Origin of the sequence: Ilumatobacter sp., from assembly GCF_965215205.1 — a bacterium.
In the GTDB taxonomy this organism is placed as follows: domain Bacteria; phylum Actinomycetota; class Acidimicrobiia; order Acidimicrobiales; family Ilumatobacteraceae; genus Ilumatobacter_A.
This window is the reverse complement of sequence record NZ_OZ244049.1, coordinates 1837873-1854624: the sequence shown is the minus strand read 5'-3', so window position 1 is coordinate 1854624 and position 16752 is coordinate 1837873. Positions and strand designations below refer to the sequence as shown.

13 protein-coding genes are annotated in these 16752 nt (G+C 72.0%); 5 read left to right on the top strand and 8 right to left on the bottom strand.

The genetic code is table 11. From position 1 onward, the window contains the following. Position 1: 1 nt before the first annotated feature. The gene (locus ACOOHC_RS08650; RefSeq protein WP_420453588.1) at positions 2–994 is read left to right on the top strand and encodes a YncE family protein; all 993 of its coding nucleotides are present in this window, start codon (positions 2–4) and stop codon (positions 992–994) included. Positions 995–1063: 69 nt separating this feature from the next. Here ACOOHC_RS08650 and ACOOHC_RS08645 read toward each other — a convergent pair whose 3' ends face one another. Beyond that, positions 1064–1840: an enoyl-CoA hydratase/isomerase family protein gene (locus ACOOHC_RS08645; protein WP_420453587.1), complete on the bottom strand. Its 777-nt coding sequence runs from the start codon at positions 1838–1840 to the stop codon at positions 1064–1066. Positions 1841–2001: 161 nt separating this feature from the next. Between ACOOHC_RS08645 and ACOOHC_RS08640 the strand changes: the two genes are divergently transcribed. Both ACOOHC_RS08640 and panC read left to right on the top strand, forming a co-directional pair. Then, complete coding sequence (locus tag ACOOHC_RS08640; RefSeq protein WP_420453586.1) at positions 2002–3030, top strand: P1 family peptidase; 1029 nt, start codon at positions 2002–2004, stop codon at positions 3028–3030. A gap of 15 nt (positions 3031–3045) precedes the next feature. Continuing rightward, on the top strand, positions 3046–3912 hold the full coding sequence (gene panC / locus ACOOHC_RS08635; RefSeq protein WP_420453585.1) for a pantoate--beta-alanine ligase: 867 nt from the start codon (positions 3046–3048) through the stop codon (positions 3910–3912). On the opposite strand, the gene ACOOHC_RS08630 is transcribed toward panC, so the two are convergent. Both ACOOHC_RS08630 and ACOOHC_RS08625 read right to left on the bottom strand, forming a co-directional pair. Then, a complete protein-coding gene (locus ACOOHC_RS08630; RefSeq protein WP_420453584.1) occupies positions 3829–4758 on the bottom strand; it encodes a CPBP family intramembrane glutamic endopeptidase in 930 nt (309 codons plus the stop codon). The two genes, panC and ACOOHC_RS08630, sit on opposite strands and share 84 nt — an antisense overlap. Before the next feature lie 53 nt (positions 4759–4811). After that, positions 4812–6311 carry an aldehyde dehydrogenase family protein gene (locus ACOOHC_RS08625; RefSeq protein WP_420453583.1) on the bottom strand — a complete coding sequence of 500 codons (1500 nt, stop codon included), beginning with the start codon at positions 6309–6311 and terminating at the stop codon, positions 4812–4814. Between the two features lie 37 nt (positions 6312–6348). On the opposite strand from ACOOHC_RS08625, the gene ACOOHC_RS08620 reads away from it, so the two are divergent. Beyond that, positions 6349–7029: an MBL fold metallo-hydrolase gene (locus ACOOHC_RS08620; RefSeq protein ID WP_420453582.1), complete on the top strand. Its 681-nt coding sequence runs from the start codon at positions 6349–6351 to the stop codon at positions 7027–7029. Between the two features lie 37 nt (positions 7030–7066). Here the strand turns inward: ACOOHC_RS08620 and ACOOHC_RS08615 are convergent, their stop codons facing one another. From ACOOHC_RS08615 to ACOOHC_RS08595, 5 genes are all read right to left on the bottom strand, one after another. Continuing rightward, a complete protein-coding gene (locus tag ACOOHC_RS08615; RefSeq protein WP_420453581.1) occupies positions 7067–7774 on the bottom strand; it encodes a LysM peptidoglycan-binding domain-containing protein in 708 nt (235 codons plus the stop codon). A gap of 26 nt (positions 7775–7800) precedes the next feature. Continuing rightward, positions 7801–9255 (bottom strand): glutamate synthase subunit beta, encoded by a 1455-nt coding sequence (locus tag ACOOHC_RS08610; protein WP_420453580.1) that lies wholly within the window; start codon positions 9253–9255, stop codon positions 7801–7803. 45 nt (positions 9256–9300) lie between these two features. Continuing rightward, positions 9301–13866 carry a glutamate synthase large subunit gene (gene gltB / locus ACOOHC_RS08605; protein ID WP_420453579.1) on the bottom strand — a complete coding sequence of 1522 codons (4566 nt, stop codon included), beginning with the start codon at positions 13864–13866 and terminating at the stop codon, positions 9301–9303. A 254-nt stretch (positions 13867–14120) separates the two neighbouring features. Beyond that, positions 14121–14567 (bottom strand): GatB/YqeY domain-containing protein, encoded by a 447-nt coding sequence (locus ACOOHC_RS08600; protein WP_420453578.1) that lies wholly within the window; start codon positions 14565–14567, stop codon positions 14121–14123. Between the two features lie 92 nt (positions 14568–14659). Further along, entirely contained in the window at positions 14660–15481 is an 822-nt protein-coding gene (locus tag ACOOHC_RS08595) for a crotonase/enoyl-CoA hydratase family protein (protein WP_420453577.1), read from the bottom strand. 521 nt (positions 15482–16002) lie between these two features. Between ACOOHC_RS08595 and ACOOHC_RS08590 the strand changes: the two genes are divergently transcribed. Beyond that, the gene (locus tag ACOOHC_RS08590; protein WP_420453576.1) at positions 16003–16722 is read left to right on the top strand and encodes a hypothetical protein; all 720 of its coding nucleotides are present in this window, start codon (positions 16003–16005) and stop codon (positions 16720–16722) included. Positions 16723–16752: the final 30 nt, after the last annotated feature.

Sequence of the window (16752 nt, the reverse complement as noted above, 5' to 3'; positions counted from 1 at the left end):
CATGCGCCGAACCACCATCGCTCTCTCCGCCATCGCCGCCACCGTCGCCCCGGTGGTCTCGCTCACCTCGAGCTCGGTCGGCGCCGCTCCCCCGTTCCCGCAGACCGTCGAGCTGACGACCGATGCGAGCGAACCGACCGGCTTCCAGGCCGAGGGGATCGCAGCGCGGGGACGGACCGCCTACGCGGGCTCGCTCACGACCGGGGAGATCGTCACGGTCGACCTGATCACCGGGGAGCAGACGTCGCTCGTCGCAGGTGACGACGCCCCGGGTGCACCGGCGGTGGGCCTCGCGCTCGATGGCGACCGGTTGTACGTCGCCGGCGGCCCGAGCGGTGAGCTGCGGGTCTACGACACGTCGAACGGGGACGAGATCGCCACGCTGAGCCTCTCCGACGGGCCCGGCACCTTCGTGAACGACGTCACGGTGACCCCCGACGCCGTCTACGCCACCGACTCGTTCCGCTCGGTGGTCTACCGCGTCCCCCTCGGCGCCGACGGATCGCTCGGTGATCCGCAGGCGCTCGAGCTGACCGGCGACTTCGAGCTGGCGGACGGCTTCAACGCCAACGGGATCGTCTCGACCGGCGGAGGCCGCGCCACCCGGCTCGTGATCGCCCAGAGCACCGATCCCGTCGACGGGTCGGGGAGCGCGCTCTACGTCGTCGACCCCTCCCCCGAGGACGGCACGGCCGAGGCGACGCGCATCGAGCTCGACGGCGACGTCTCGAGCGCGGACGGCCTGCTGCTGCGCGGACGCACGCTGTACGTGGTCGAGAACGTCCTCGACCGCATCGCGGTGGTGAAGCTCGCGGGCGACCTGACGTCGGGGACGGTGACCGACCGCATCACGGACGACGACGCGGCGACGCCGACCACGGCGGCGTTCGCCCTCGGGTCGCTCTACGCGGTCAACGCCCGCTTCGCCGACCAGCGGATGGGCGCCGACCCGGCGACCCTCGACTTCGAGCTGATCCGCTTCGACGGCCGCTGAGGGCGGATCCGGCGGGCGGCCGGACGACGGCCGTCCCGGCGACCACGCGAGCCGCTCGCCGGCGCGCCGTCAGCGGAACGAGGGCTCGCGCTTCTCGGCGAACGCGGCGATCGCCTCGCGGTGCTCGCTGGTCTCGTACGCCTCGTGGAGGGCCTCGATCTCCCGCCGCTGCACGAGCGCGAGGTCGGTCTCGCTCGAGTTCTGCGTGAGCAGGCGCTTGGTGAGGCGCAGCGACGGCGGGGCGTTCGTCGCGTACGTCTGCGCGCGCTCGATCGCGGCGGCCACCACGTCATCCGCGATCTCGTCGACGAGCCCGATCTGGAGCGCCTCGTCACCGAGCACCGTCCGACCCGACAGCGAGAGGTCCGACGCCCTCCCCCACCCGCACCGCTGCACGAGGAAGTGGGACGAGGCGAGCTCGGGGACCAGCCCCATCTTCACGAAGCGCACCGACAGCTTCGCCTCCGGAGCCGCGACGAGGAAGTCCATCGGCAGGGTCAGCGTGAGCCCGACGCCGATCGCGGCTCCGTTGATCGCGGCGACGACCGGCTTCGACGACCGGATCAGCGCGACCCAGTCGCCGCGTGCCTCGTCCGCCCGCCGACCGTCGGCGTCGACGGCACCCTCGGCGCGCGCGGCGAACACCTCACCGATGTCGGCACCCGCGCAGAAGCCGCGACCGGATCCGGTGACGACGAACGCGCCGACGGAGCCGTCGTCGTTGCCCGCGGTGATCGCCGCGAACAGCTCGGCGTGCATCCGCGGCGTCCAGGCGTTCAGCTTGTCGGGACGGTGCAGGCGCACGATCCTCACCGGTCCTCGGTCCTCGATCTCGATCTGCTCCACGCTGCGCGGTCCCTTCCCGCCGGGCTCGGGCCCGGCACGCCACCGCCGGCGATCCCGGTGATGCCGGCGGCGCACCGAGCTTGCCACGGCTCGTCCCCGAGGTCGCAGCCCGAGGGCGGCCGGGGACGGGTGACCGCACGGCGGGCTGCCATGATGCCGTCGTGGACGTCACCCCCTTCGGGTCGATCCTCGACGTCGACGGCGTCGGGGTGGGCCATCACCAGCGGACCGGGCGCGGGTGGCAGTCGGGGACGACGGTCGTCACCGTCGCCGCGGGGGCCACCCCGGGGGTCAACGTGCGCGGTGGGGGCCCCGGCACCCGCGAGACCGACGCGCTGCGCCCCGAGAACCTGGTCCGCACGATCCACGCGATCACCCTCACCGGAGGGAGCGCGTACGGCCTCGCGTCCGCGGACGGCGTGGTGGCCGTGCTCGAGGAGCGCGGCCTCGGGTTCCCGATCCGCGACCACGTCGTCCCCGTGGTGCCGGCGGCGGTCATCTTCGACCTCGGCCGGGGTGGGTCGTTCGCGAACCGGCCGGACCGCGACTTCGGGGCGCGGGCGGCGCGCGCTGCGCTCTCCGCCCGCTCGACGCCGCGCTGGGGCGCCGTCGGAGCCGGGACGGGCGCGCGCGCCGGCGGTCTCCAGGGTGGTGTCGGCACCGCCTCGACGATCGTCGACACCGCCGTCGGGCCGATCACGGTGGGGGCCGTCGCGGTCGTCAACGCGAACGGTTCGGTGATCGACCCGCGGATCGGCCTGCCGTGGGAGATCGGTCCGGCGACGACCCGGGAGGTCTCGGCCGCCGAGCTCGACGCGGTGCGGACGGCGCTCGGCGCCGAGCGCGGCGCGGAGCTGAACACCACCATCGGTGTCGTCGCCACCTCGGCGGCGCTCGACAAGGCGGAGTGCTCCAAGGTCGCCGCCGTCGCCCACGACGGGCTCGCCCGCGCCGTGCGCCCGGCCCACGCGATGACGGACGGCGACACGGTGTTCACCGTGGCGACCGGGGAGACCGCTGTCCCCGCGGGCCACCGCGAACGGGTGGTCGCGCTGAACCTGCTGCTGGTGGCAGCGGCGGACACCTTCGCCCTCGCGTGCACCCACGCCGTCGTCGCGGCGACGACGGTCGGGGACGCGCCGGCGCACGCCGACCTCGTGCCGGATGCGTTGCGCATCCGGACCGCGTGACACGGTGACCGACCGATGGAGATCTTCGCCACCCCCGACGAGATGCGGACGTGGAGCCGGTCCCGACGTCGAGACGGCCGCACGATCGGCCTCGTCCCCACGATGGGCGCGCTGCACCGCGGTCACCTCGAGCTGATCGTCGATGCGGCGCGCCGCTGCGACGACGTGGTGGTCTCGGTCTTCGTCAACCCGCTGCAGTTCGACCGCCCGACCGACTTCGACAGCTACCCGCGCCCGATCGACGATGACGTCGACGTGTGCGCCCGGCACGGGGTGGCCGCCGTCTACGCGCCGACCGCCGCCGCGATGTACCCGCCCGAGTTCGAGACCTCGGTCACGCCGGGCGCGCTCGCCGAGGTGATGGAGGGCCCGATGCGGCCCGGCCACTTCGACGGCGTCGCCACCGTCGTCACCAAGCTGTTCGGAGCGGTGGACAGCGACGTGGCCGTCTTCGGGCAGAAGGACTACCAGCAGCTCGCGATCATCCGCCGCATGGCAGCCGATCTCGACACCGGGATCGAGATCGTCGGCCACCCCGTCGTGCGCGAGGACGACGGGGTCGCGCTCTCCAGCCGCAACGTCCGGCTCTCCCCGATCCAGAGGGCCGCCGCGGTCTGCGTGCCGCGCTCGCTCGACGCGGCGTGCGCGCTCGCTCGCTCGGGGGAGGCGACCACCACCGAGGTCATCGCCGCCGCCGCCGGGGTCGTCGCCCGCGAGCCCGAGGCGTCGCTCGAGTACACCGAGGTGTTCGACGCGAGCTCGCTGCGGGCCGTGGAGGACCTCACCTCGCTCGAGCGCTCACCGGGCCTCGTGCGGATCGCCACCGCCGTGTGGTTCGGCGAGGTGCGGCTGATCGACAACCGCGACCTGTTCGACGACTGACCCGAGGTCGTCGAAGACGTCGGGGTTCTGCTCGATGATGCGGTCGCGGATGCCGGTCAGGAGCAGGATCATCACGATCCCGTTGAACAGGGCGTGAGCGACCATCGTCGGGCCGATCCGCCGCAGGAGGTAGGCGGCGCCGCCGAAGGAGGTGCCCACCGCCGACAGCACGATCGCGAGGCCGATGTTCCCCGCTCCGCGGACGGGATCGACGTGGGCCACCCCGAAGAGGATGCCCTGGAGCCCGATCGCGGGGAGCGCCGGCAGCTTCGACAGCAGCGAGCGCATCACCAACCCGCGGAACACCAGCTCCTCCACGATCGGGGCGGCGACCACGGCGGTGATCACGATCGCGACGGTGTAGGTCCGATCGACGTCGAACGACGCGATGTCGTCGGTGTTGTTCGCGAGCGGGACTCCTGCGAACAGCACGATCGCTCCGACGACCACCTGGATCGCGACGGTCGCGAACCACACCACCGGACCCCACCCGATGTCGGACCACCGTGGGACGACCCCCACGTCACGCCATCGACGACCCGTCCCCCACCGGCGCGACGCGTACCACCACCACATCAGCGAGGGTCCGTACCCGGCCACTGCGAGCAGCGCCACGTAGACGACCACCGGCCATCCCCGGTCGACGAGGAGGTCGAGCACCACCTTCGACCCGAGGAGCGAGACGACGAGCACCACCAGCGCCCCGGCGCCGGCCGCGAGCGGGAGCGTCGGGTGCGGTGCTCGCTCGGCGCGTGCGATCGGAACGGCGTGGCGCGACCAGTCGACCTCACCCGGCGGGGTGGTCGGCGGTCCCCACGGGGAGCGGGGTGGGGGTGCCGTCTCCATCGCAGAGCGCAGGATACGGTCGCAGCACGGCTCGCGGGCCTCGCCCCGACGGGTCAGCGGTGCAGCGAGGTGTCGCCGATCGTCGCCCGGTAGCGGATCGTGTGCACGCTGTCCCCCGACAGGATCGCGCCGCGCCCGAGCGTCCGACCGCCCTCCCAGTTGGACAGCCCGAGCTCGGGCCGGTGCAGCGCGTACTGACCGTCGACCCACCGGGTGAAGCCGTCGCCGACGAAGGGCGCGTCGACGTCCGCGTAGAACCTGGCGTGCTCGTCGGGGTCGGCGCTGATCAGCGACGCGACGAAGCGGGGGCTGTGGCGGTTGAACGCGAGCACCGCGCCGTCGACGTCGTCGACGACCACGAGCGTCATCTCCGGTGAGCCCTCCCACTCCCACTCGACCCCGAGGTCGCCGGCGTCGAGGCGCGTCGCGCGCGGCTCGTCGACCGGGCCCCCCGCACGGGCGACCGGGACCGTCTCGGTGAACATCGCGGCGGGGACGTACCCCTCCGATCCGCGCACGACGTGGAGCCGCCCGTTCGTCCCGCGCCGCTGCGCCGCCCGCTCGAGGCCGGCGAGCACGAACGGCGCCAACTCCTCGGCTCGCGACCGGGTCACCGCCGTGACGTTCACCGTGTTGCACACCTTGCGATCCAACGAGTGGGTGATCGCGTCCCGCAGAGCGGCGCCGTCGGCCCCCTCCCCCGCGACGATCCAGGCTCCGCCGGTCCCGTGGGACGAGACGGGGATCCCGGCCTGGGACGCGACCGCTCCGAGCTGGGCGACCGCCACCCCCGACCCTCGGGCGACGGCGAGCGCGAGTCGGCGGTCGCTGAACAGGGCGTGGCCGGCGCTGCGACTCGGCGAGTCGACGAGGCGGACCGCTCCGACGGGCAGCCCCGACTCGGCGAGCGCCGGAACCAGCGCGTGCTCGGAGATGGCTCGGGCGGTCGCGAGCGCGTCGGAACCGATGCGGAACACGACAGTGTTGCCGCTGCGCAGAACGCCGCAGGCGTCGGCGAACACGTTCGGGCGGCCCTCGAACACGAACGCGACGACCCCCAGCGGAGCCCGCCGGGCCTCGATGCCCCATCCTCGGTGGTCGAGGGTCTCGACGACGGCGTCGCGCCGCGACGGGGCCCGCTCCCACCCCGCCAGCCCCTCGACCATCGCGGCGCGCATCGACCCCGTGAGCTCGAGGCGCGTCGTCGACCGACCGCGGCCCCGGGCCGCCTCCACGTCGGCGGCGTTCGCCGCGGCGATCGGTGCGAAGGTCGCGTCGTCGCCCAGGCGGGACGCGAAGGCGGCGAAGAACGCGGTGATCTGGTCGTCGTCGCAGCGGGCGAGCTGCGCGAAGGCGTCGACGGCGTCCGTCACCGCCTCCTCGACGAGGCGGTGCTCGGCGGACGGCACGTGGAGCAGGTCGCCGGTGGCCTGGACGACGACCAGCCGATCACCCGGCTCGAACGCGTCCGCGATCTCGGCGGGGACGTGGGTCACCCGGTCGCCCCCGAACACGACGACCTGACCCTCCACGAGGCGCTCCAGCGGCAACATGCGCCGAAGCGTAGGGGGATTTGCCAGACTGGCCCCGATGAGTGACGACCGCCTGTACTTCCGCCAGCTGCTCTCGGGGAAGGACTTCGCCGAGGGCGACGTGCTCGCGCAGCAGATGGTCAACTTCGTCTACGCGATCGGCGACCGCTCGACCGGCGAGTGCGTCCTGGTCGACCCGGCGTACGCCGTCTCCGAGCTCGTCGACCTCGTCGAGGCCGACGACATGTCCGTCACCGGGGTGCTGGCCACCCACTACCACCCCGATCACGTCGGCGGGTCGATGATGGGCCACTCGATCGACGGGATCGCCGCGCTGCTCGACCGCGTCGACTGCCCGATCCACGTCCAGACCGACGAGACCGAGTGGGTCGCGCGCACCACCGGCGTCACGGACGAGCACCTGGTGGCTCACGACTCGGGTGACGTCTTGTCGATCGGCGCGGTCGACATCACCCTGCTGCACACCCCGGGCCACACCCCCGGGAGCCAGTGCTTCCTGGTCGAGGGTCGCCTCGTCGCCGGCGACACCCTGTTCCTGGAGGGCTGCGGGCGCACCGATCTGCCGGGCGCCGATCCGGCGAAGATGGTCCAGAGCCTGCGGCTCCTCGGGCGGGTGCCCGACGACACGATCCTCTTCCCCGGTCACCGCTACTCGGCACGCTCCAGCGCCACGATGGAACAGGTCAAGGAGATGAACTTCGTGTTCGATCAGCTCTGAGGACGGTGGCGGCGGGCCGTGACGGCGTCGACCGGCCTCAGCAGTCCTCCTTGGCCGGGATCGTGATCTCGAGCCCCACCGGGAACGAGGTGAGGAAGTCGACCGACGGGTTCGCCGCCTGCAGGCGGTCGAAGCTGACGCCGAACTTCTGGGCCACCGAGTTCGGGAAGTCGCCCGAGGCCACCGTGTAGGAGCCCTCCGAGCAGTTGTCGCCCGGGGACGGGACCGTCTCGCCGGTCTCCTCGGCGTCGGAGCCCGACGACGAGCCGTCCGCGGACCCTCCGTCGGACGACCCGGACGAGGAGCCGTCCGCGGACCCTCCTTCGGACGACCCCGACGAGCTGGCGTCGGACGACCCCGACGAACCGCCCCCGGGGATCTTGATGACCATCCCGATGTTGAACGTGGTCGCGAAGTCGGTGCCGGGGTTCGCGTCCTGGAGCTGCTGGAACGTGATGCCGAACTTGTTCGCGACGGCGTTCGGGATGTCGCCGGCCTTGACGACGTAGTCCGACGTCGATCCGGCCGGCTCCGGATCGTCCTCCTGGGTCGCCGTGTCGACGGGGGCGGGGGGCTCGGTCGTCTCCGGGGCGATCGTCTGGTAGTTCGTCTGCCCCGTGTCGAGGGGGACGATCGTCCCCTCCGACGCTTCGGAGTCGCTCGCGCCGCACCCCGCCAGCAGCAGGCAGGCGACCGCGAGCGGCCCGACGAGCGCGCCCCGCCGTGTTGTCGTCCTCGTCGTCATGATCCGCGATCCTAGGCCGTGGTCGGCTAGGCCAACGGGCGCGCCGTCGGGGGGATCGGCACCGGGAGCCGGGTCTCGCCCATCAGGTACTCGTCGACACCGGCCGCGGCCGCCCGGCCCTCCGCGATCGCCCACACGATCAGGCTCTGGCCGCGACCCATGTCGCCGGCGACGAACACCCCGGGCCGGTTGGTCATGTACCGCTCGTCGCGCGCCACGTTCCCACGCTCGTCGTAGACCAGGTCCATCTCGTCGAGCCAGGAACCCTTCTCCGGGCCGACGAAGCCGAGCGCGAGGAACACGAAGTCGGCCGGGATCTCGCGATCGGAGCCCTCCACCTTCGCGAACCGGCCGTCGACCATCTCGACCTCGTGGAGGCGCAGCGCCGCCACCCGGCCGCTGCCGTCGTCCACGAACTCCTCGGTGTTCACGCTGTACAGGCGCTCACCGCCCTCCTCGTGGGCGGAGGTCACCTTGTACACCATCGCGAACTGGGGCCACGGGTTGCGCTCGGCGGCACGCTCCTCGGGCGGACGCGGCATGATCTCGAGCTGCGTCACCGATGCGGCGCCCTGGCGGTGCGCGGTGCCGAGGCAATCGGCACCGGTGTCGCCGCCGCCGATGATCACGACGTGCTTGCCGCCGACGTCGATCGGCGAGCGGTCGATGTCGCCGAGCTGCACGCGGTTCGACGGGGGCAGGTACTCCATCGCCTGGTGGATCCCGTCGAGCTCGCGCCCCGGGATCGGGAGGTCGCGCCACTGGGTCGAACCGCAGGCGAGGACGACCGCGTCGTGGGACGCGCGCAGCACCTCCATGTCGACCGACTCCCCGACGCCGGCGTTCACGCGGAACTCGGTCCCCTCGGCCTCCATCTGCTCGAGGCGGCGGTCGATGTGCCGCTTCTCCATCTTGAACTCGGGGATCCCGTAGCGCAGCAGGCCGCCGATGCGGTCCGCCCGCTCGAGGACGACGACGTCGTGGCCGGCGCGGGTCAGCTGCTGGGCGGCGGCGAGTCCCGCCGGCCCCGATCCGATGACGGCGATCTTCTTCCCGGTGCGCACCGTGGGCACGTGGGGGACGACCCACCCCTCCGCGAACGCCCGGTCGATGATCTCGACCTCGATCTGCTTGATCGCGACCGGGCTCTGGTTGATCCCGAGCACGCACGCCGACTCGCACGGAGCCGGGCACAGCCGGCCGGTGAACTCCGGGAAGTTGTTCGTCGCGTGGAGGCGCTCGATGGCGTCGCGCCACTGGTCGCGGTAGACGAGGTCGTTCCAGTCGGGGATCAGGTTGCCCAGCGGGCAGCCGTTGTTGCAGAACGGGATGCCGCAGTCCATGCACCGCGCCGCCTGCTCGTTGAGCGCCTCGGCGGGGAACGGCTCGTAGACCTCCTTCCAGTCCTTGATCCGGACCGGGACCGGTCGGTGCTGCGGTGTGGACCGTCCGTAGTCCAGGAACCCGGTCGGCTTACCCATGTCGGACCTCCTCGTCGTCGCGGCGTGCGTGCGCCATCGGCACGCTCACGCGCGCGCCGCTTCCATGATCTTCTCCACCGTCTGCTCCTCGTCGAGCCCGGCGTTCTCGCTCTCGGCGATCACGGTCAGGACCCGCTTGTAGTCGATCGGCATCACCTTGCGGAACCTCGACACCTCGACCGCCCACGAGTTGAGCATCGACGCCGCCACCGTCGAGCCGGTCAGGTCGCGGTGGCGGACCACCGTCTCGTGGAGGAACGCCCGGTCGTCACCGTCGAGCTCCTCGACGCGCACCATCTCGTGGTTCACGCGCTCGGCGAAGTCGCCGATCGCGTCGTGGACGAACGCGATCCCCCCCGACATCCCGGCACCGAAGTTGCGCCCGGTCGCGCCGAGCACCACCACCCGTCCGCCGGTCATGTACTCGCAGCCGTGGTCGCCGACGCCCTCGCTGACCGCGAGCGCCCCCGAGTTGCGCACGCAGAAGCGCTCCCCGACGACGCCACGCAGGAAGATCTCGCCACCGGTCGCGCCGTAGCCGATCACGTTGCCGGCGATGATCTGCTTCTCGGCGGCGAACGGCGCGTCCGGGTGCGGGTGCACGATCAGGCGACCACCCGACAGGCCCTTGCCGACGTAGTCGTTCGCATCGCCGATCAGGCGCATCTCCATGCCCGTCGGGACGAACGCCCCGAAGCTCTGCCCGGCCGAGCCGGTGAAGGTGATCCGGATGGTGCCGTCGGGCAGGCCCTCGCCCTTCCACCGCTTGGTCACCTCGTGGCCGAGCAGGGTCCCCACCGTGCGGTTGATGTTGCGGATCGGGGTCTCGATCGTCACCGGCTCACCGTCGGCGATCGCCGGTGCGGCACGCTCGATCAGGAACCGGTCCAGCGCCTCGTCGAGCTCGTGGTCCTGGGCGACGCTGCGGTGCATCGTCTGCTCGTAGGGGTTGAGCGGGGGCATCAGGATCGGGGCGATGTCGAGGCCCGACGCCTTCCAGTGGTCGATCGCCGGGCGCGTGTCCAGGCACTCGACGTGGCCGACCATCTCCTCCACCGTGCGGAACCCGAGCCGAGCCATGATCTCGCGCACCTCCTCGGCCACGTACTGCATGAAGTTGACGACGAACTCGGCCTTGCCCGAGTAGCGGTCACGCAGCAGCGGGTTCTGGGTGGCGATGCCGACGGGGCAGGTGTCGAGGTGGCAGACGCGCATCATGATGCACCCGGAGACGACCAGCGGCGCCGTCGCGAACCCGAACTCCTCGGCACCGAGGAGGGCGGCGATCACCACGTCGCGCCCCGTCTTCATCTGACCATCGGCCTGGACGACGATGCGGTCGCGCAACCCGTTCAGCATCAGCGTCTGCTGGGTCTCGGCGAGGCCGAGCTCCCACGGGCCGCCGGCGTGCTTCAGCGAGGTCAGCGGGCTGGCTCCCGTCCCGCCGTCGTGGCCGGAGATGAGCACGACGTCGGCCTTCGCCTTCGACACCCCGGCCGCCACCGTCCCGACGCCGGTCTCGGCGACGAGCTTGACGTGCACGCGCGCCTCGGGGTTCGCGTTCTTCAGGTCGTGGATCAGCTGCTTGAGATCCTCGATCGAGTAGATGTCGTGGTGCGGTGGGGGGCTGATCAGCCCGACACCGGGTGTGGAGTGGCGGGTCTTCGCGATCCAGGGGTACACCTTGTGCCCCGGGAGCTGGCCCCCCTCGCCGGGCTTGGCGCCCTGGGCCATCTTGATCTGGATGTCGTCGGAGTTGGTCAGGTACTCCGCGGTGACGCCGAAGCGCCCGGATGCGACCTGCTTGATCGACGATCGCCGCTCGGGGTCGTAGAGGCGGTCGGCGTCCTCACCGCCCTCGCCGGTGTTCGACTTGCCGCCGAGGCGGTTCATCGCGATCGCGAGCGTCTCGTGGGCCTCGGCCGAGATCGACCCGTAGCTCATCGCACCGGTCGAGAAGCGCTTCACGATCTCCGACACCGGCTCGACCTGCTCGATCGGGACCGGTGGGCGCTCGGAGTCGAACTCGAACAGCCCGCGCAGCGTCATCAGTCGCTCGGACTGGTCGTCGACGAGCGAGGTGTACTCCTTGAACACGTCGTAGCGCCCGCTGCGCGTCGAGTGCTGCAGCTTGTAGACGGTCTCGGGGTCGAACAGGTGGTGCTCGCCTTCGCGGCGCCACTGGTACTCGCCGCCGAGCTCGAGCTTGCGGTGGGCGCGCTCCTCGGGGCGACGGGGGTTGGCCATCGCGTGGCGAGCCGCGACCTCGGCCGCGAGCTCCTCGAGGTCGATGCCGCCGAGCTTGGAGATCGTCCCGGTGAAGTAGCGGTCGACGAGGCCGGCGCCGAGGCCGATCGCCTCGAAGATCTGCGCCCCGCAGTAGGACGCGACCGTCGAGACGCCCATCTTCGACATCACCTTCAGCACGCCCTTGTTGGCGGCCGTGATGTAGTTGCGGATCGCTCGGCGCGGGTCGAGCCCGTCCATGCCGTGCATCCCCTCGGCGATCAGGTCCTCGATCGACTCGAACGCCAGGTAGGGGTTGATCGCGCCGGCGCCGTACCCGATCAGGAGCGCCATGTGGTGCACCTCGCGGGCGTCGCCGGTCTCGACGACGAGGCCGACCATCGTGCGCTGCTTGGTGCGCACCAGGTGGTGGTGGACCGCCGAGGTCAGCAGCAGCGACGGGATCGGTGCGTCGATCGAGTCCGAGTTGCGGTCGGAGAGCACCAGGATGCGGACGCCGTCCTCGATCGCCTCGGAGGCCTGCTGGCAGACCCGGTCGATCGCCGCGGCGAGACCGGCTCCGCCGCTCTCCACCCGGAACAGTCCCGACAGCACCTTCGCCTTCAGATCCGGGTACTCGCCGTCGTCGTCGATGTGGATGATCTTCGCCAGCTCGTCGTTGTCGATGATCGAGTACGGCAACGCGAGCTGCTTGCAGCTGTCGGGACCCGGGCGCAGCAGGTTGGCCTCCGGGCCGACCGTCGACGACACCGCGGTGACGACCTCCTCGCGGATCGCGTCGAGCGGGGGGTTGGTGACCTGCGCGAACAGCTGCTTGAAGTAGTCGAACACCAACCGCGGCCGCTCCGAGAGCACCGCGAGCGGGGTGTCGGTCCCCATCGAACCGAGCGCCTCCATCCCCCGCGACGCCATCGGTGCGATCAGGATCTTGAGCTCCTCGTGGGTGTAGCCGAACATCTGCTGGCGGCGCAGCACGCTGTCGTGGCTGAACACGACGTGATCGCGCTCGGGGAGGTGGCCGAGCTCGACCATCCCCGCCTCGAGCCACTCGCCGTAGGGGTGCTCGGCGGCGAGGGTCGCCTTGATCTCGTCGTCGCCGACGATCCGCCCGGCGTCGGTGTCGATGAGGAACATCTTCCCGGGCTGGAGGCGGCCCTTGGCGACCACCTTCGACGGGTCGACGTCGATCACGCCGACCTCGGAGGCCATCACGACGAGGTCGTCGTCGGTCACCCAGTACCGGCTCGGGCGCAGACCGTTGCGGTCGAGGGTCGCGCCGATCATCTTGCCGTCGGTGAAGGTGACGCTGGCGGGCCCGTCCCACGGTTCCATCATCGAGGCGTGGAAGCGGAAGAAGTCGCGCAGCTCCGCGCTCATCGTCCGGTCGTTCTCCCACGCGGACGGGATCATCATCATCACCGCGTGGTGCAGGGGGTAGCCACCGAGGTGGAGCAGCTCGAGCACCTCGTCGAAGCGGGCGGTGTCGGACGCGCCGGGGGTGCAGATCGGGAACGCGCGGTCGATGCCGGGGAGCAGCTCGCTCTCGAGCATCGCCTCGCGGGCGCGCATCCAGTTCTGGTTGCCCTGGACCGTGTTGATCTCCCCGTTGTGGGCGACGAAGCGGTACGGGTGGGCGAGCGGCCACGACGGGAAGGTGTTGGTCGAGAAGCGGGAGTGCACGAGCAGCAGCGCCGACTCGATCCGGGGGTCGGTGAGGTCGTCGAAGAACGAGCTGAGCTGAGGCGTGGTCAGCATCCCCTTGTAGACGACCGTGCGCGACGACAGGGAGGCGAAGTAGGTGTCGAGCTCGCCGACCAGCTCGCGCCGGGAGGTCTTGCGCGCCACGAACGCCTTGCGGTCGAGGTCGATCCCGGTCGCGCCGCCGGGGTCGCTGACGAAGATCTGGCGGAACGTCGGCATCACCGAGCGCGAGGTGTGCCCGAGGCAGCTCGGATCGACGGGGAGATCGCGCCACCCGAGCACCTGGAGCCCGGCGTCTCCGACGGCGCCCTCGATCGCCGTCCGGGCCTTCTCGCACGCGTCGTCGTCAACCGGGAGGAAGGCGATCCCGGTGGCGTAGGAACCCTCGTCGGGGAGCTCGAAGTCGACCACGGCGCGGTAGAGCGCATCGGGGATCTGGAGCAGGATCCCGGCGCCGTCCCCGGTGTCGGGCTCGGCCCCGGTCGCCCCCCGGTGCTCGAGGTTCGTCAGCGCCGTCAGGCCGGTGACGACCAGCTCGTTGGAGCGGATCCCCCGCATGTTGGCCACGAACGACACCCCGCACGCGTCGTGCTCCTCGCGCGGGTCGTACAGCCCGACCGGGCCGGGGGGCCGACGGTCGACGTCGTGGCTACCTGGGATCATCGTCACATCCTTCGGAGCGGGCGCGCTGGCCCGGTCGGTCGATCGAACACCGCGTCGGTCGTCGTTGACCGCTCCACGGAGCCGGCGGTCGACGCTGACCGGACGGCGGGTCCCCGCCCGTGACCGCCCGTCGGGGGTGGTTCGGTGCGCGGAGTCGGGCCTGTCCCCGACGTGGTCCCAGTCTAGGGGCGAACGGGCTCCGCGGTGGGATCGGATCCGGCGCGCTCGCCTGCGCGCCGGTCGGCCCCGGGCGCTCAGCTCAGCCGGGAGCGGACCCGATCGGCGACGCGCCGCCCGTCGGCGCGACCCGCCACCTCGGCGTTCACCGCCTTCATCGCCGGGCCCATGTCCGACATCGCCGCGAACCCCTCCCGATCGAGCACGTCGCCGACGATCCGGTCGAGCTCGTCGTCGTCCAGGCTGGCGGGGAGGTACGTCTCGATGATCGCCAGCTCGGAGCGCTCCGCATCGGCGCGAGCGGCCGCACCGCCTGCCTCGAACGCCTCGGCGGCGTCGGCGCGTCGCTTGACCTGGGCGCGCAGCACACGGGTCACCCCCTCGTCGTCGAGCACGGTCGCCTCCGATCCCGACACCTGCTCCTCCTGGACCGCGGCGATCACGGAGCGCAGGGTGCGCTGGCGATCGGAGTCGCGGTCCTTCGTCGCCTGGGTCAGGTCGGCACGGATGCGGTCGATCAGCATGGTGCCATCCTCGCGCCCCCGGCGCACACCGACCGCACGAGATGGCGTGGCGACGTCGCGAGTCCGCGCCATCGGGTCGGTCGGCGAACGGGTCAGTCGGCGAAGACGGGGGCCCGGTCCTCGAACCCGGACATGACCGCCTCGACCTGGTGGGATCCTCCGATGAGGCTGCCGATCACCCGTCGCTCCTGCGCGAACTGGGCTGCGGCACCGGGGTGGTCCATGCCGTTGAAGAGCTGCTTGGCCCCGCGCACGGCGCTCGGGCTGCGACTCGCGATCTCGGTCGCGAGGGCCATCGCGTCCGCGCGCGGGTCGTCGCTGAGGCGGGTCGCGAGACCCAGCGCGTGGGCCTCGGTGCCGTCGAAGACGCGTGCGGTGTACGTCAGCTCCCGAGCGACGTCGGGGCGCACCAGCTTCGAGAGCGCGAACGTCCCCGTCATGTCGGGAACGAGCCCCCAGTGCACCTCGCGCACCGACATCTTCGTGTCCGGGTGGACGATGCGGATGTCGGCGCCGAGCGCGATCTGGAGACCTCCGCCGAGCGCGTGCCCGTGGACGGCCGCCACGACCGGAACCGGGACCTCCTGCCAGACCCAGCAGACCTGCTGACCGAGGTGGGTCGTGCTGCCCTCGTCGATCCGGCCAGGCCCGGCGTCCCCGTCCGACGACGACCGGTCGGCGTCGGAGCCGGTGTCGGCCAGCGACTGCATGGACGAGAAGTCGAGACCCGCGCAGAACGAGGCACCCTCGCCCGACAGGACGACGACGCGCACCCCCTCCTCGGACTTGAGGCGCTCACCTGCTTCGGCGATCGCCGAGAACATCGCGTTGTCGAGCGCGTTGCGCTTGTCGGGGCGGTCGAGACGGACATCGGCGATTCCGTCGGTGATCGAGATGCTGACGCGGTCGGACATGACCCGAGCTTGCCAGACGCGCCCCTCCGAACGGCGACGGGACCGAGCGGACGGCGCCGTCGTGACCGGCGCTGCGAGCTCAAGCGAGAGGTGCTCACGACCGATGCGGACGGGTGAGCTCCCAGCACTCCGTCGACGCCGCGCCCCGTGGGTCGCACGAGGATCCGTCCTCGGCCCCCGTCCTGCCCCGCCTCCCCTCCCGATCGTCGGGACCGCCGTCCACGGACGCGGTCGGGGACCCCGGGGCTCCACCGGCCACCGATGGAGCGTCCGCGCAGGACGATCCGGCACCCGAACCCGCGCACGACCTCCCCGCGTCGCCGCGCCTCGCTCCGCGCGACGGCGCCGGTTCGGCACCCGAGCCGGGCACCCCGTCCGCGTCACCCGGCGCGACGCAGCACTCGGTCGGGCCGCGGTCGACGACCGCTCCCGCGAGGCGTGCGCCGCGGACCGCGGCGCGGTCGCATCGTCGCGGACGGGGGCGTCGACGTGCGCTCACGTTCGTCGCGATCGCAGCGCTGGTGGGCGGCGGCGCCGTCGTCGTGGACGGCGCTCCGTGGCAGGGTGGACCGACGGGATCCGCCGCGGCGTCGACGGCCGCCGCGGTCGCGGGGATCGAGGACGCGCGGACCGTCGCCGGTGACCTCGCCCCGGACGATCAGGAGGTGACGCTGCTCGCCGAGCTCGGGATCGGCGCAGGCGGCGCCGTGGTCGCCGGGTGGTCGTACGTGCTGACCGGTTCCGACGGCGTCGTCCACGAGGTGGTCGTCGACGCCGCGACGGGCGACCACGAGATCCGATCGGGCGACGGCGCCGTCCTCGTCTCGATCGACGGCGAGGTGTCGAGTCGCGCCGGAGGCGACGAGGAGCCCACGGGCGGAGCCCCGCAGCCGCGCGCGATCTTCGGCGTCGGGTCGCTGGCGACGACCGACGACGTGCTCACCGCGACGGTGGCGGAGTTCGCCACCTCGCTCGGGGTCGAGGCCGACCCCACCTCCGCCGGACCCCTCCCGACCGAGCGCCACTTCGTCGACCTGAGCGGGTTGCGCGCCGAGGACCCCGACGCGCTCACGGAGTGGACGTCGGGCCTCGGCCTGGAGACGACCGCCCGATCCGCGATCGTGTCGATCACCGGGACCGGCGACGGGACGCTGGTGTCGGTGGAGGTCGCGTCGTCGGACGCCGAGGCGACCTACCGCCTCCTCGGGGTGTCCGACACCGCCCCCGAGATCGCGCGCTGAGGACCCGCCGGCCGGCGCCGCTCGACTCCG

Bases quoted from the DNA above. Each gene is read 5' to 3' on its own strand.
- ACOOHC_RS08650 (WP_420453588.1), top strand. From the start codon at position 2: ATGCGCCGAACCACCATCGCTCTCTCCGCCATCGCCGCCACCGTCGCC.
- panC (WP_420453585.1), top strand. From the start codon at position 3,046: ATGGAGATCTTCGCCACCCCCGACGAGATGCGGACGTGGAGCCGGTCC.
- ACOOHC_RS08630 (WP_420453584.1), bottom strand. From the start codon at position 4,758: ATGGAGACGGCACCCCCACCCCGCTCCCCGTGGGGACCGCCGACCACC.
- ACOOHC_RS08625 (WP_420453583.1), bottom strand. From the start codon at position 6,311: ATGTTGCCGCTGGAGCGCCTCGTGGAGGGTCAGGTCGTCGTGTTCGGG.
- ACOOHC_RS08620 (WP_420453582.1), top strand. From the start codon at position 6,349: ATGAGTGACGACCGCCTGTACTTCCGCCAGCTGCTCTCGGGGAAGGAC.
- ACOOHC_RS08615 (WP_420453581.1), bottom strand. From the start codon at position 7,774: ATGACGACGAGGACGACAACACGGCGGGGCGCGCTCGTCGGGCCGCTC.
- ACOOHC_RS08610 (WP_420453580.1), bottom strand. From the start codon at position 9,255: ATGGGTAAGCCGACCGGGTTCCTGGACTACGGACGGTCCACACCGCAG.
- gltB (WP_420453579.1), bottom strand. From the start codon at position 13,866: ATGATCCCAGGTAGCCACGACGTCGACCGTCGGCCCCCCGGCCCGGTC.
- ACOOHC_RS08600 (WP_420453578.1), bottom strand. From the start codon at position 14,567: ATGCTGATCGACCGCATCCGTGCCGACCTGACCCAGGCGACGAAGGAC.
- ACOOHC_RS08595 (WP_420453577.1), bottom strand. From the start codon at position 15,481: ATGTCCGACCGCGTCAGCATCTCGATCACCGACGGAATCGCCGATGTC.